We start from the raw sequence: 14335 nt of genomic DNA, 5'->3' as shown, positions 1-14335 counted from the left end.
ACCGAAGAAGGGCCTAAGCCGGCCGCGCCGCCCCGCACCGAGGGTGTCGTCCCCCTCCCTCGCGGAGCGAGTAGAGAGGGGGAAGGCGCGTAAGCGCCTCAGGGGGTGAGATGCTTGCCCACGATGCCGGCCAGCTCGAACATGTTCACGCTGTCCTTGCCGAAGACGGGCCGCAGCTTGTCATCGGCGCGGATGACGCGCTTGTCCTTGGGGTCCTGCAGGTTCTGGGCCTTGACGTATTCCCACAGCTTCTTGACCACTTCGGTACGCGCCACCGTGCCTTCGCCGATGACGGCGGCCAGGGCCGCGCTGGGCTGCAGCGTGCCGGCAGCCGGCTTGCGCGCAGTCTTGGTGGCGGTCTTTGCCGTGGTCTTGGCCGCGGCCTTCTTGGCAGGTGCCTTCTTGGCCGGCGCGCTCTTGGCGGCCGCCGTCTTGCGCGGCGGGTATTTGCTGCCGCGCTGCTCGAACTCGAAGTTCACCTTGCCGGCCGCGCCATCCCAGACCAGGAAGGCCTTGAAGCTGCGCCGCGTGCGGTTGGAGACGAACTTGTCCAGCAGGTCGGTCTTGCCGGTCTGCAGCAGCTTTTGCATCTGCTCGCGCTCTATGGGCTGCTGCAGGATGATCTGCCCGCTCTTGAAGTCGCAGCTGGGCGTGGCCTGGGCCAGCGTGGGCACGGCCTTGGCGCAGACGTAGTTGCTGCCGTGCTCGAAGACGGGCGCGCCGCACTTGGGGCAGGGGCCCAGCGATTGCTGGCTGGCGAAGTCCACCAACTCGCCCGTGTCTTCGGAAGCGGCGTCGTCGCCAAAGTCGAACTCGAGCTTGTAGTTGCCGCCTTCCTCGTCGCGCACGATGGTGACTTCGGCCACGAAGGGCCAGCCTGCCTTGGAGCGAAAGCCGTCCAGCGGGCCCAGGCGGCGGTCGCGCAGCAGTTGCTCGGCCTCGGCCGTCTCGAAGGTGCGTCCTGCAGGCGACTTGGTGAACGAGAAGCCGCAGCCCGCGCCCTGGCCGTCGCTGCCCGTGCAGCCGTAGCGGCGGTAGTTCTCCTTGACCACGCCGCCGCAGTTGGGGCAAGGCGTGGACAGGGTGGCGTAGTCGCCGGGCACGGTGTCTCGGTCGTATTCCTTGGCCTTCTTGACCAGCTTTTCCGTCATGGCCTGGATCTGCTGCATGAAGGCATCGCGCGAGAGCTGGCCCTTTTCCATCTGGGCCAGCTTGTATTCCCATTCACCGGTGAGGTCGGCGCGCGAGAGCTCTTCCACGCCCAGGCCGCGCAGCAGCGTCATGAGCTGGAAGGCCTTGGCCGTGGGAATCAGCTCGCGGCCTTCGCGCAGCATGTACTTTTCGGTCAGCAGGCCTTCGATGATGGCCGCGCGCGTGGCAGGCGTGCCCAGGCCCTTTTCCTGCATGGCCTCGCGCAGCTCGTCGTCCTCCACCTGCTTGCCCGCGCTTTCCATGGCGCCCAGCAGCGTGGCTTCGGAGTAGCGCGCGGGCGGCTTGGTCTTGAGGCCCTTGGGATCGACCTGGCCGGCGCGCGGCTGCTCGCCGGGCTGCACCGCGACCAGGGGCTGGCCCTTGTCGCCGTCCTTGCCGCCTTCGACCTCGTTGGCGGCCTCCTTGCCGTAGATGGCCAGCCAACCGGGCTTGACCAGGATCTTGCCTTCGGTCTTGAAGCTGTGCTGCTCGACCTTGCTGATGCGCGTGGTCACCTGGTGCTCGGCACTCGGGAAGAACACGGCCATGAAGCGGCGCACGACGAGGTCATAGAGCTTTTGCTCGGCCTCGGACAGGCCGCTGGGCGCCTGCGTGGTCGGGATGATGGCAAAGTGATCCGACACCTTGCTGTTGTCGAAGATGCGCTTGGTCGGGCGCACATAGTTCTCGTCCAGCGCCTGCTGGGCAAAGGGCGCCAGGTGGCGCATGCCGCTGCCGGCCAGCATGGCGAAGGTCTGGTGCGCCACGGGCACGTAGTCCTCGGGCAGGGCGCGCGAGTCGGTACGCGGGTAGGTCAGGGCCTTGTGGCGCTCGTACAGGCTTTGCGCCAGCGCCAGCGTGGTCTTGGCCGAGAAGCCGAACTTGCCGTTGGCCTCGCGCTGCAGGCTGGTCAGGTCGAACAGCAGCGGGCTGGCCTGGGACGTGGGCTTGGACTCCTCGGTGACCTGGGCCGGCTTGCCGCGCACGGCGTCGGCGATGGCCTGGGCGTCGCGCTGGTTCCAGATGCGGTCGGCGCGGGCTTCCGCATCCTCGCTCTTCTTCCATTGGGGATCGAACCACTTGCCCAGGTACTGGCCGGCCTGCGCGTCGAAGGCGGCATGCACTTCCCAGTAGTCGCGGCTGACGAACTTGCGGATCTTTTCCTCGCGCTCCACCACCAGGGACAGCGTGGGCGTCTGCACGCGGCCCACGGTGGTCAAGAAGAAGCCGCCGTCGCGCGAATTGAAGGCCGTCATGGCGCGCGTGCCGTTGATGCCCACCAGCCAGTCGGCCTCGGAGCGGCTGCGCGCCGCGCTGGCAAGGCCCTGCATCTGGCTGTCGCTGCGCAGGTTCTGGAAGCCGTCGCGGATGGCCTGCGGCGTCATGGACTGCAGCCACAGACGCTTGACCGGCTTGCCCAGGCCCTTGCCGTCCGGCTTGGCACCTGCAGCGTACTGCTCGATCAGGCGGAAGATCAGCTCACCCTCGCGGCCCGCGTCGCAGGCGTTGATGAGTTCGGTGACGTCCTTGCGCTTGGCCAGCTTGACCACGGCATTGAGCCGGCTCTTGGTCTTGTCCACGGGCTTGAGGTCGAAATACGGCGGAATCACCGGCAGGTTGGCAAAACTCCATTTGCCGCGCTTGACGTCGAATTCCTCGGGCGCCTGGATTTCCACCAGGTGGCCCACGGCGCTGGTCACGACGTAGTGCTCGCTCTCGAAGTATTCATCGTGCTTGTCGAATTTGCCCGCCACCGGAGTCAACGCGCGGACGATGTCCTGCGCGACCGAAGGCTTCTCAGCAATCACCAGGGTCTTTGTCATTGTGTGTACTCGTCATTCCCCGCAGGAGCTGCATGTCGCATGCCTGCGCTTCTACAATCCATGGCTCACGCGTGTACGTACGTGTACGCGCACGCGCATGTGTGCCTATTCAAGTTATCAGAGAAAACATGCCCCGCACAGCTTTGGCCCCTTCCGGCGGCCGCCGTATCCAGACCCGCCGCTCGGGTGTCCATGGCAAGGGCGTCTTCGCCGTGCAGGATCTTGCCGAAGGCGAGGTCCTTGTCGAGTACGTAGGGGAAATCGTCAGCTGGCAGGAAGCCCAGGACAGGCACCCGCACGACCCCAGCCAGCCCAACCATACCTTCTACTTCCACATCGACGAAGACCGCGTGATCGATGCCAACTACGGCGGCAATTCCTCGCGCTGGATCAACCACAGCTGCGCGCCCAACTGCTACACCGACGAGCGCGATGGCCGCATCTTCATCGTCGCACTGCGCAACATCGCCGCCGGCGAGGAGCTGAGCTACGACTACGGCCTGATCATCGACGAACCCTACACCAGGAAGCTGAAGGCCGAGTATCCCTGCTGGTGCGGTGCGGCCACCTGCCGCGGCACGCTGCTGGCGCCCAAGCGCGGCTGGCGCCCGCCCATGCCCGGCGATGCGTTGCCGGCCGGCGCAAAGCCGAAATCGGAAAAGTCTGAAAAGGCAAAGCGGCCCCAAAAACAGCAGGCCCAAGCGCCAAAGCCTTTGGGCAAACCCACCCAAGAGCCGAAGAAGAAATCCGGCACATCCTCGACAAAGGCGGGCGCATGATGGCTTCGTCCCCCATCCACTGGCCTGCGGAGTCGCTGTGGCAGGCCATCGAGCCGCAACTGCCGGGCTTTTCCGTGGAGATCGTGCCCAGCATCGGCTCGACCAACACCGAACTGATGGCACGCGCCCGCGATGGCCGCAACGAACCCGTGCTGCTGGTGACCGAAGTGCAGACCGCCGGCCGGGGCCGGCTGGGCCGCCAGTGGACCAGCGGCGTGGGCGATTCGCTGACCTTCTCGCTGGGCATGCCGCTGGCGCCTGCCGACTGGTCCGGCCTGTCGCTGGCCGTGGGCCTGAGCGTGGCGCAAAGCCTGCAGCCGCAATTGCCCGCCCCGGGCTCGCAGCGCCCGCGCATCGGCCTCAAATGGCCCAACGACCTGTGGATCGACGGCGACCGCAAGCTCGGCGGCATCCTGATCGAGACCGCCAGCTTTGTCGGCAGCGCCGCGCATGAGCCCGGCACGCCGCGCTACGTGGTCGTGGGCATCGGCCTGAATGTGCGCCCCCGCCCCGGCGACGGCATGCGCACGCCGCCGGCCAGCCTGCTGGAACTGGACGAGCGCCTGGACGCGCCCACCGCCCTGGCCTGCGTGCTGCCGGGACTGGTGTCCGACATCCAGGCCTTTGCCGCCCAGGGCTTTGCGCCGCTGGTGGACCGCTTTGCCCAGCGCGACCTGCTGCGCGGGCGCGCCGTCAATCTCAGCGACGGCGAAAGCGGCATGGCCGAAGGCGTGGGCCGCGATGGCGCGCTGCTGGTGCGCACGGCGCGCGGCCTGCAGGCCATCACCAGCTCGGAAATCAGCGTGCGGCCGGCTGCTGTAGGCTAGAGCGATTGATGCACTAGGCCCGCCGAGAAACGACATGCTGCGAATTGCCTTTCTGCTGCTGGTGCTGGCCAATGCCGGCTACTACCTCTGGAGCCACGGCCAGCTCCAGGCCCTGGGCCTGGCCCCCCCGTCCACGACCGAGCCCGAGCGCCTGGCCCAGCAGGTGCGCCCCGAGGCGCTGAGCCTGCTGAGCGTGGACAACGCATCCACCACGCCCTCGCCGGCCGCCGCCCCGTCCACGCCAGCGCCGGCCCCCACCCCAGCAGGCGGCGAGGAGCCCGCCCCTGCACCCAGGCCCGCCCAGGCTGCAGGCCAGCCCACCAGCTGCCTGGTGGCCACGGGCATCGAAGACCGCCATGCCGAGGCGCTGCGCCGCGGCCTCATCGCCCAGGTCGCCAGCGACCAATGGGACCTGAGCAGCACGCACCAGCCGGGCCGCTGGATGGTTTACATGGGCAAGTTCCCCGACGCCGAATTCCTGGAACGCAAGCGCGCCGAACTGCGCGCCCGCAAGATCGATTTCGACCGTGCGGGCGGCGCGCTGGAGCCGGGCCTGTCGCTGGGCCGCTTTTCCACCGAGGAAGCGGCCACGCGCGAGCTGACCAACTTCGCGCGCCAGGGCGTGCGCACGGCCCGCGTGGTGCAGGAGCGCCCCGACATCACGCTCTACACCCTGCGCCTGCCCCAGGCCACGGCCGCACTGCGCAGCCAGGTCGAGGCCATGGGCGGCAAGGCCTTCGAGGGCAAGCCGTTCAAACCCTGCTGAACCCGTTGGGCACGCTATGCAAAAAGGCCCGCGATCACAGGATCGCGGGCCTTTTTCATTTCAGCCGCCGCGGGTCAGAGCGCGCGCGGGTCGGTGGCCATGAGCTGCTCGACCAATACCTTCAGATCGGTGGTCAGGCGCAGGTAGCCGGCCTGGTCCAGTTCCAGGGTCTGCTCGTTCATGTAGAGCTTGCGGTTGATCTCGATCTGGATGCTGTGGCGGTGCTCGGCAGGCTTGCCGTAGCGGCGCACCAGCTCCACGCCCTTGTAGGGATGGTTGTAGTCCACGCTGTAGCCGCGCTCGCGCAGGAAGGCGCAGATGCGCTCGGACAGCGCGGGGCTGGCCGTGCTGCCGTCGCGGTCGCCGATGACGAAGTCGGCATGCACCAGGCCCGGGTGCAGCGTGGCATGGCTGGCGGCGATGGAAGGCATGGAATGGCAGTTGATGTGGATGCTGTAGCCATGGCGCGCATGGGCGGCGTCAATGGCGCGCTCCACGGCGGCGTGGTAGGGCTTCCAGCAGCGCTCGATGCGCTGCAGCAGCTCGGAGGCCGGCAACTGGCGGTCGTAGATGGGCACGCCCTCGTCGGTGAACTTCCAGATCAGGCCCTTGCCCAGGCGAACCTTCTGCAGCACGACCTGGTCGGTGGTGACGGGCAGCGGCCAGTCGCCTTCGATCATGGTGGTGTCGATCTCGGTGGTGTCGCGGTTGGCATCCAGGTAGATGCGCGGGAAATGCGCCTCCACCCAGCCCACGCCCATGCCTGGCGCAAAGGCATAGATCTTCTCCACATGCGTGTCCTCGGCCTGGCGCAGCGTGGCCAGCGGCAGGCAGGAGCCGAAGTCCTGCGGGTAGACCGTGCCGCTGTGCGGCGAGTCCAGCACCACGGCGCTGGTGCCGGCCACGCTGGTCACCATGGGCTGCGCGGCATCGGCCGCGCCGGAGCCTGCCGCACCGGGCAGGGATTGCAGGAAGTTCTGACTGATCAGTCGCAGGACGGGATGCATGAGGAAGTGGTCTATCTCGGTTACGCATTGCACCGCTGCGCTGCGGCCAGCCCGCCATGAAACTGGCGCGTCCCAGGCCAGGGACGCCGAGCAAGGGCCGCCCCGCAGCGAGGGCGTCGTCCCCCTCCCGCGAAGCGAGAGAGGGGGAAGGCGCGAAGCGCCTCAGGGGGAGCCTTTAATCCAGCTGGATCTGGGCCGTGGCGGCAATCTTCTTCATCTTGGCCACTTCGCTGGCGATCTGCTTGGTGAAAGCATCGCTGCTGGTGCCGGAGATGTACAGGCCCTGGGCAGCCATGCGCTTTTGCACGGCCGGGTCCTTGAGCGCGGCCGCGATGGCCTTTTGCACGCGGGCGATCTGCTCGGGCGGCGTGCTCTTGGGGGCCACGAGGCCGAACCAGGAAGGATCGTTCAGGTCGGCGTGGCCGGCTTCGGCGTAGGTCTGCACATCGGGCAGCACGTCCAGGCGCTCATGCCAGGATACGGCCAGGGCCTTGACCTTGCCGCCCTTGATGTGGGGCAGCGAGGACGCGACCTGGTCGAAGTACACGGGCACCTGGCCGCCGAGCACGTCGTTGATGGCCGGGCCTGCACCACGGTAGGGAATGTGCTGCATCTCGGTGCCCGTGCTCTTCATGAACTGGGCGCCCCACATGTGGCCGATGGTGCCGTTGCCGGGCGTGGCGAAACTGACCTTGCCGGGGTTGGCCTTCAGGTACTTCACGAACTCGGCAAAGTTGTTGGCAGGCACCAGCTTGGGGTTGATCACGATCACGCCGGGCGCCTTGACGATCTCGGTCACGCCGACAAAGTCGTTGATGGCGTCATAGGGCAGCTTCTTGAACACGGCAGGGTTCACGCCATGGGTGGACAGCGTGGCAATGCCGAAGGTCACGCCGTCGGTGGCACGTGCCACTTCGGCCATGCCGATGGAGCCGCCGGCGCCGGCCTTGTTCTCGATCACCACCGCCTGGCCGCCCAGCAACTTGGGCAGCACGTCCTGCATGTTGCGCGGGACCATGTCGGTGGAGCCACCAGCAGGGAACGGAACGACGATGCGCAGGGGACGGGTGGTTTCCTGGGCGAAGGACATTCCAGGAACGACAGAAGAAGCGGCGATGGAAGCAAGGAAATGGCGTCGTTGCATAGGATCTTTCTTACAAACAAGGTCAGATTAAAAGAAATCTGCTCACAAAAAAAGCAAATACTGTGCCTGTTAATATTCCGAACAGGAATAGTTTCATCATATCCCTGTCATGAGTTTGCGCCGCCTCAACCCGCCCATACATCTGCTGCGCGCCTTCTCCACCGTGGTGCGCTTCGGAGGTGTCTCGCGCGCGGCCGAAGCCTTGCACTTGACGCAAAGCGCAGTCAGCAAGCAGATCCAAGAGCTGGAGAAGTGGGTGGGCGTGCCGCTGTTCGAACGCGAGCGCAAGCGCTTGAGCCTGACGCCTGCGGGCGAACGCTACGAGCGCGCCGTGCGCGCCCTGCTGGGCCAGCTGGAGGCTGCCACCCTCGAACTCATCACCAGCGATGACAGCCGAGGCGCGCTGCACCTGTCATCGCTGCCGACTTTCGCGGCCAAGTGGCTGATCCCCAGGCTGCCCCAGTTTCAGCAGCGCTATCCACAGATCACGCTGCACTTTGTACCCTACGTACACAGCTACCAATTTGACAGTCCGGGTCTGGACTGCGCGATTTTGTTCGGGGACGGGCATTGGAGCGGCGCGCACGCCCACTATCTGGTGGGCCGCCAGGTGGCGCTGATCGCACCGCCACATGGCACGGGCCCCGAGGCGCGCATCACCACGCCCCAGGACGTGGCGCGCTGCACGCGGCTGCGCCACGTGACCATTGCCGACGCCTGGGCGCGCTGGAGCGAGGCCCACGGCATCCACGGCATCAGCCCGCTGGCGGGCCCGCAGTTCGACCAGTTCCAGACCATCATCCGCGCCGTGATGGCGGGCATGGGCATCGCACTGGTGCCACGCTGCCTGGTGCTTGACGAGCTTGCCGCCGGCCTGGTGAACGAGCCCCTGCCCCAGCACGGCTACCAGAGCGCCCTGGGCTACTGGCTGTGCTATCCGGCCGACCGTGCCAACCATGGCACGCTGGGCATCTTCCGCAACTGGTTGGTGGACCATGCGGCGCAGACACCGGGACGGGTGGCGATGGCCCCTGTAGCCCCCGATGCCCCTGCGGCAGCCGGTCAGGCGCCACCTATGCCGCAGGCTTAGGCGGCGGCGGCGAGCGCAGTGCCGTGAAGCGCACGCTGAAGCGTGCGCCCGGTGGCTGCTGGCCCGGATGCGCATCCTCCAGCACCACCTGCCCGCCATGCTGGCGCGCAATCTCCAGCACGATGGGCAGGCCCAGGCCCGAGCCATCGGCCTCCGAGCCCAGCACGCGGTAGAACGGCTGGAACACCAGCTCGCGTTCGGCCTCGGGCACGCCCGGCCCCGAATCCTCCACCTGCAGCAGCAGGACCTGACCAAAAGGATCGGCCAGCACACGCACGGTGACCATGCCCGGCCGGCTGCTGGTGGAAGGCGTGTAGTTGATGGCGTTGTCCACGAGGTTGCGCACCAGCTCGGTCAGCAGCGTGGCATTGCCCTGCAGCCAGACGCCGGCGGCCGAGGACTCGGCGCCGTCATAGCCCAGGTCCACATGCTTGTCCATGGCGCGCGGCAGGCAGTCGCGCACCACGTCGGTGACGATGCGCACCAGGTTGCACGGCTGCATGGCCAGGCCCCGCCCCAGGCCCGCGCTCTCGGCACGCGCCAGCGCCAGCAACTGGTTGACGGTGTGCGTGGCACGGATGCTGGAGCGCGCGATCTGGGCCAGGGACTGACGCAGCTCGCCCGTACTCACGCCTTCGCGCTGGGCCAGTTCGGCCTGCATGCGCAGCCCGGCCAGCGGCGTCTTGAGCTGGTGGGCCGCGTCGGCCAGGAAGCGCTTTTGCGTGGCCAGCGAGTCGCCCAGGCGGCCCAGCAGGTCATTGACCGAATCCACCAGCGGCACGACTTCCAGCGGCACGTCCTTGTGGTTGATGGGCGAAAGGTCCTCGGGCCGGCGCGCGCGGATGCGCTCCTCCAGCCGGTGCAGCGGCTTGATGCCGCGCGCCAGCGCCAGCCACACCAGCAAGGCGGCCAGCGGCAGGATGACGAACTGGGGCAGCATCACGCCCTTGATGATTTCCGTGGCCAGCACGCTGCGCTTTTCGCGCGTCTCGGCCACCTGAACCAGGGCCTGCGGTTCGCCCGGCAGGGGCATGCGCACCCAGACATGGGCCACGCGCAGATCGATGCCGCGAAATTCCGCATCGCGCAGCTGCACGGTGCCGCCGGACGGCAAGCCTGGAGGCGCCGCGCCAGTCAGAGCCTCGTCGGGCTCGGGCGGCGGCGGCAGGTCGCGCTCGCCGGCCAGGTATTCGCCCTTCACGCCCAGCACCTGGAAATACACGGTGTCCGACTCGTCGGCACGCAGGATCTCGCTGGCCGACTGCGGCAGGTTGAACAGCACCTTGCCGTGCTGCACCATCACCAGCTGGGCCAGCGCCTGGGCGTTGTATTCCAGCGCGCGGTCGAAGGGTTTGTTGGCCAGGCCCTGGGCCACCAGCCAGGTCAGCGCCAGGCTCACGGGCCACAGCAGCAGCAGCGGCGTGAGCATCCAGTCAAGGATCTCGCCGAACAGGGAGCGCTGTTCACGCTGGAAGATTTTCATCGGCGGGCAGCCCCTTACGACGGGTTCACGGCCCCGCGGCAACCACCACTATGCGCAGGCAAGCCAACCCGGGCCTGACAGCCACGGCAGCGGCCTCAAGACGCGATCTTCTCAAGGCAGTAGCCCAGGCCGCGCACGGTGGCGATGCGGATGGGGCCGCGCTCTATCTTCTTGCGCAGCCGGTGGATGTAGACCTCGATGGCGTTGTTGCTGACTTCGTCGCCCCACTCGCACAGGCGCTCGACCAACTGGTCCTTGCTGACCAGCCGGCCGGCCCGCTGCAGCAGCACTTCCAGCAGGCCCAGCTCGCGCGCCGACAGCTCGACCATCTTGCCGTCGATGGTGGCCACGCGGCCGGCCTGGTCGTAGACCAGCGGGCCGTGCTTGATGGTGCTGCTGGCGCCGCCCATGCCGCGCCGCGTGAGGGCGCGCACGCGCGCCTCCAGCTCGGACAGCGCAAACGGCTTGGCCATGTAGTCGTCGGCACCGTAGTCCAGCCCCTGCACGCGCTCCTCCACGCTGTCGGCCGCCGTGAGGATGAGCACCGGCAGCGCATCGCCGCGGCCGCGCAGCTTCTTGAGCACTTCGAGACCGTGCATCTTGGGCAGGCCCAGGTCCAGAATCAGCAAATCGAATTCGCTGCTGGTCATCAGCGCGGTGTCGGCCTCGCTGCCATTGGCCACATGGCTGACCACGGCGCCCGAGCCGCGCAGGCTGCGCAGCAGGCCATCGGCCAGGACCTGGTCGTCTTCGGCAATCAGAATGCGCATGGGGGATGTCTCCTGTAATGCAGGCGCGCTCTGGGAGTTGGAAATGCGCGCCTTTAATTCCCAGGATTCTAGGATGCGCCCCGCAGTGCGGGCAGGGACCTTACCCGAGTGAGCCGCCACCCGCGTAGGCCTCCAGCCCCAGCGCCACCACGGTGGCGATGTCGTCGCCGACTTCCTCGCGGAATTCGGCCTCGGCCTGGGAGACGGCGTCATGGAAAGCCTGCAGCCAGGCCAGGCCCGCTGGCGTGAAGCGGATGCGGCGCGCGCGCGCATCGCGCTCGTCGCTCTCGCGCGTGACCAGGCCCCAGGCCTCGCACTGGGCCACCAGGTCGCCCATGGACTGCTTGGTCATGCCTGCGCGCTCTGCCAGGTCCGTCAGCCGGTCGCCAGCCAGCGACAGATGCCGCGTGATGTGGATATGGGCCGCCCCCACCTTGTCGCGCGCAGCGAGGTTGGACAGTGCCAGCGGCACCTCCACATCGCGCGCCATGAGCTGCAGTACACGCGCGTCGAACCGCCGCATGGCATGGCCGAGCAGGCGGCCCAGGTGGGTCTGGCGCCAGGCGTCGGCGGGCGGCGTGACAGGGGAAAGCTCACTCATGGATGCATTGTGGAGGCAAATCCAACAAGTCAGGAAAACTGACCAAAAACACCAACAAATCAAGACAGCAAGCCCATAAACTACTGTTCAAGCATCCAGCCTGAATGCAAATACAGAGCTGAATCCATACCCAACCCAGGAGTCCGCATGAACACCGCCGTCACCACCGCCAACAGTGAAAAAGCCAAGGCCCTGCAGGCCGCACTCGCCCAGATCGAAAAGCAGTTCGGCAAGGGCACGATCATGCGCCTGGGTGAAGGCGAAGCCATCCAGGACATCCAGGTCGTCTCCACCGGCTCGCTGGGCCTGGACATCGCCCTGGGTGTGGGCGGCCTGCCCCGTGGCCGCGTGATCGAGATCTACGGCCCTGAATCCTCGGGCAAGACCACGCTGACGCTGCAGGTCATCGCCGAAATGCAAAAGCAGGGCGGCACCTGCGCCTTCATCGACGCAGAACACGCGCTGGACACCAGCTATGCCCAGAAGCTGGGCGTGAACCTCAACGAAGTGCTGATCAGCCAGCCCGACACCGGCGAGCAGGCCCTGGAAATCGTGGACAGCCTGGTGCGCTCGGGCGCCGTGGACATGATCGTCGTGGACTCGGTGGCCGCACTGACACCGCGCGCCGAAATCGAAGGCGAGATGGGCGACCAGCTGCCCGGCCTGCAGGCCCGCCTGATGAGCCAGGCGCTGCGCAAGCTGACCTCCACCATCAAGAAGACCAATTGCATGGTCATCTTCATCAACCAGATCCGCATGAAGATCGGCGTGATGTTCGGCAGCCCCGAAACCACCACGGGCGGCAATGCGCTGAAGTTCTACGCCTCGGTCCGCCTGGACATCCGCCGCACCGGCACCATCAAGAAGGGCGACGAAGCCATCGGCAACGAAACCAAGGTCAAGGTCGTCAAGAACAAGGTCTCGCCCCCGTTCAAGACCGCCGAGTTCGACATCCTCTTCGGCGAAGGCATCTCGCGCGAAGGTGAAATCCTGGACATGGGCGTCAACGCCAAGATCCTCGACAAGTCGGGGGCCTGGTACGCCTACAACGGCGAAAAGATCGGCCAGGGTCGCGACAACGCCCGCGAATTCCTGCGCGAGAACAGCGGCCTGGCCGTGGAGATCGAAAACAAGGTGCGCGACAGCCTGGGCATCGCCCTGCTGCCCACGGCCGGCGGCGATGCGCCCGAAGCCAAGGCCGCCAAGGGCGCCAAGGCCAAGGCCGACAAGGACGGCGTGATCGAAGCCTGAGCGCCCAGCCCCCTCACAGCAGGCGCCGCAGCGCCTGCACACACTGTGTTTGCCATCTTGGCGCAGGCTCACGTCTGCGCCTTTTTTATCGCCGGGACGCCCCAAGGCAAAAAAGCGGCCCCCTTGGGGGGCAGCGGACCTTGCGCAGCAAGGGGAGCGTGGGGGCCTTTTTTATTCGGGATGATTCAGGAGACATTGCCGCATGGGATTCGCCAAGCTGTCGCTCAAAGGCCGGGCGCTCAAGCTGCTGGGCCAGCGCGAACATTCACGGCTGGAGCTGGAACGCAAGCTCGCCCCCCATGTGGAGGAAGGCGAGGACCTGGGCGCCATGCTCGACGCGCTGGAGCAGCGCGGCTTCATCAGCGCCGAGCGCGTGGCCGAGTCCGTGCTGCATCGCAAGGCCGCGCGCTTTGGCACATCGCGCGTGGTGCAGGAGCTGCGCAGCAAGGGGCTGGACGATGGCCTGGTGCGCGCCGCCGCAGAACAGTTGCGCGCCACCGAATTGCAGCGCGCCCATGCCGTATGGCGCCAGCGCTTCGGCGCACCGCCGGCCACCCCGCAGGAACGCCTCAAGCAGATGCGCTTTCTGGCCGCGCGCGGCTTTGGCGGAGAAATAGCGAGCAAGGTGCTGCGCGGACGCAGCGAAGACTGGGATGACGGAGCTGCAGACGAAGGCAACTAATCCACGCGCCGGGTTGCGCCCCAGCACACCAGCGACCCCACGGTCACCAGCGCCACGCCCTGCCAGAAGCCCCAGCCCGGCTGCACCTGCAGCCAGGCACTGGCCAGCAAGGCAGAGAACACGGGCGTGAAGTACGAGGCCGCCGCCATCACGGCCAGATGCCCGTGCTGTATGCCGTGCTCCCAGCAGCTGTAGCCCATGGCCGTGAGCCCGCCCACGGCCAGCAGCTGCAGCACCACGGTGCCTGACCAGTGCATGCCGCCTTCGCCACCCAGCCACAACCACTTGATCCACAGCGCCAGCGCAGTCCAGATCAGGAACAACCCCACGGCATTGTGCCCCCCACCCCAGCGCCGAGCAGCCAGCGAATAGCAGGGCCACAGCAGGGCCGCGCCAAAGGCGAGTCCATAGGCCAGCGGATTGGCCAGCATGTGGTCCGCAATGCCCCGCAGTTGCAGCGAGTCGCCGCCCAGCACGCGCGTCAGCCCCCACAGGCACAGCAGCACGCCGGGCCACAGCCACCAGCGCGCATGCTGCTGGCGCAGCAGCACGGCCAAAACGATGGTCAGGCTGGGCCACAGGTAGTTGATCAGCCCCAGCTCCAGTGCCTGAGCACGGTCCTGCGCCAGACCGATCGCCAGCGACAGACAGATTTCATAGACCGCAAACAGCAGCCCGCAGCCCCAGAAATAGGCCGGGGGCATGGTTCGCCATTGCGAAGGCCTGGGCAGGCCGCGCACGGCGGCCACGCACAGGGCGCTGACCGTATAGAGCATGGCAGCGCCGCCCACGGCGCCCAGCGGCTCGGCCACTGAGCGCATCAGGCCCACGGTGCAGCTCCAGCACACCACGGCCAGCAGGCCGATGGCGGTGGCCCGGCCTGCGGCTGCAGGGGAACTGCTGTGCGCGGAAGACATGGAA

Annotated in this window: 13 protein-coding genes; 6 read left to right on the top strand and 7 right to left on the bottom strand. The window is 67.1% G+C overall.

Translation table 11 applies throughout. The features are described 5' to 3' along the window. Nucleotides 1-98 precede the first annotated feature (98 nt). The gene (locus ACF8ML_RS23020) at nucleotides 99-3014 is read right to left on the bottom strand and encodes a DNA topoisomerase III (RefSeq protein ID WP_392408109.1); all 2916 of its coding nucleotides are present in this window, start codon (nucleotides 3012-3014) and stop codon (nucleotides 99-101) included. A gap of 128 nt (nucleotides 3015-3142) precedes the next feature. Between ACF8ML_RS23020 and ACF8ML_RS23015 the strand changes: the two genes are divergently transcribed. Genes ACF8ML_RS23015 through ACF8ML_RS23005 form a run of 3 tightly spaced genes read left to right on the top strand, consistent with a single transcriptional unit; the run spans nucleotide 3143 to nucleotide 5386 of the window. Then, nucleotides 3143-3793, top strand: a complete 651-nt coding sequence (locus ACF8ML_RS23015; RefSeq protein ID WP_016449408.1) for an SET domain-containing protein — start codon at nucleotides 3143-3145, stop codon at nucleotides 3791-3793. Next, nucleotides 3790-4620: a biotin--[acetyl-CoA-carboxylase] ligase gene (locus ACF8ML_RS23010; RefSeq protein ID WP_016449407.1), complete on the top strand. Its 831-nt coding sequence runs from the start codon at nucleotides 3790-3792 to the stop codon at nucleotides 4618-4620. Before ACF8ML_RS23015 ends, ACF8ML_RS23010 begins: the two co-directional genes overlap by 4 nt. Before the next feature lie 34 nt (nucleotides 4621-4654). Next, entirely contained in the window at nucleotides 4655-5386 is a 732-nt protein-coding gene (locus ACF8ML_RS23005; RefSeq protein ID WP_047218929.1) for a hypothetical protein, read from the top strand. A 74-nt stretch (nucleotides 5387-5460) separates the two neighbouring features. Here ACF8ML_RS23005 and ACF8ML_RS23000 read toward each other — a convergent pair whose 3' ends face one another. Both ACF8ML_RS23000 and ACF8ML_RS22995 read right to left on the bottom strand, forming a co-directional pair. Then, nucleotides 5461-6393 carry an N-formylglutamate amidohydrolase gene (locus ACF8ML_RS23000; RefSeq protein WP_017407048.1) on the bottom strand — a complete coding sequence of 311 codons (933 nt, stop codon included), beginning with the start codon at nucleotides 6391-6393 and terminating at the stop codon, nucleotides 5461-5463. Nucleotides 6394-6568: 175 nt separating this feature from the next. Beyond that, on the bottom strand, nucleotides 6569-7537 hold the full coding sequence (locus tag ACF8ML_RS22995; protein WP_026062916.1) for a tripartite tricarboxylate transporter substrate binding protein: 969 nt from the start codon (nucleotides 7535-7537) through the stop codon (nucleotides 6569-6571). A 109-nt stretch (nucleotides 7538-7646) separates the two neighbouring features. Between ACF8ML_RS22995 and ACF8ML_RS22990 the strand changes: the two genes are divergently transcribed. After that, complete coding sequence (locus ACF8ML_RS22990; protein ID WP_016454232.1) at nucleotides 7647-8627, top strand: LysR substrate-binding domain-containing protein; 981 nt, start codon at nucleotides 7647-7649, stop codon at nucleotides 8625-8627. Here the strand turns inward: ACF8ML_RS22990 and ACF8ML_RS22985 are convergent. The 3 genes from ACF8ML_RS22985 to ACF8ML_RS22975 form a co-directional block, all read right to left on the bottom strand. After that, nucleotides 8611-10110: a sensor histidine kinase gene (locus tag ACF8ML_RS22985; protein WP_016449402.1), complete on the bottom strand. Its 1500-nt coding sequence runs from the start codon at nucleotides 10108-10110 to the stop codon at nucleotides 8611-8613. The two genes, ACF8ML_RS22990 and ACF8ML_RS22985, sit on opposite strands and share 17 nt — an antisense overlap. Nucleotides 10111-10205: 95 nt before the next feature. Continuing rightward, the gene (locus ACF8ML_RS22980) at nucleotides 10206-10880 is read right to left on the bottom strand and encodes a response regulator transcription factor (RefSeq protein WP_012202808.1); all 675 of its coding nucleotides are present in this window, start codon (nucleotides 10878-10880) and stop codon (nucleotides 10206-10208) included. Nucleotides 10881-10980: 100 nt separating this feature from the next. Next, a complete protein-coding gene (locus ACF8ML_RS22975) occupies nucleotides 10981-11481 on the bottom strand; it encodes a MarR family winged helix-turn-helix transcriptional regulator (protein WP_016449401.1) in 501 nt (166 codons plus the stop codon). A gap of 147 nt (nucleotides 11482-11628) precedes the next feature. Here ACF8ML_RS22975 and recA point away from each other — a divergent pair, with 147 nt between their 5' ends. Together recA and recX are read left to right on the top strand one after the other, a co-directional pair. Next, nucleotides 11629-12732 carry a recombinase RecA gene (gene recA, locus ACF8ML_RS22970; RefSeq protein ID WP_016449400.1) on the top strand — a complete coding sequence of 368 codons (1104 nt, stop codon included), beginning with the start codon at nucleotides 11629-11631 and terminating at the stop codon, nucleotides 12730-12732. A 202-nt stretch (nucleotides 12733-12934) separates the two neighbouring features. Then, complete coding sequence (gene recX / locus ACF8ML_RS22965) at nucleotides 12935-13414, top strand: recombination regulator RecX (protein ID WP_047218927.1); 480 nt, start codon at nucleotides 12935-12937, stop codon at nucleotides 13412-13414. Here the strand turns inward: recX and yddG are convergent. Continuing rightward, nucleotides 13411-14331, bottom strand: a complete 921-nt coding sequence (gene yddG, locus ACF8ML_RS22960) for an aromatic amino acid DMT transporter YddG (protein WP_392408108.1) — start codon at nucleotides 14329-14331, stop codon at nucleotides 13411-13413. The genes recX and yddG overlap by 4 nt on opposite strands. Between the last annotated feature and the right edge of the window lie 4 nt (nucleotides 14332-14335).

This window comes from Delftia sp. WSY_10 (genome assembly GCF_043104705.1).
GTDB lineage: Bacteria > Pseudomonadota > Gammaproteobacteria > Burkholderiales > Burkholderiaceae_C > Comamonas > Comamonas tsuruhatensis.
The sequence above is the reverse complement of the archived record's forward strand: the minus strand, read 5'-3'. Positions and strand labels throughout refer to the sequence as shown.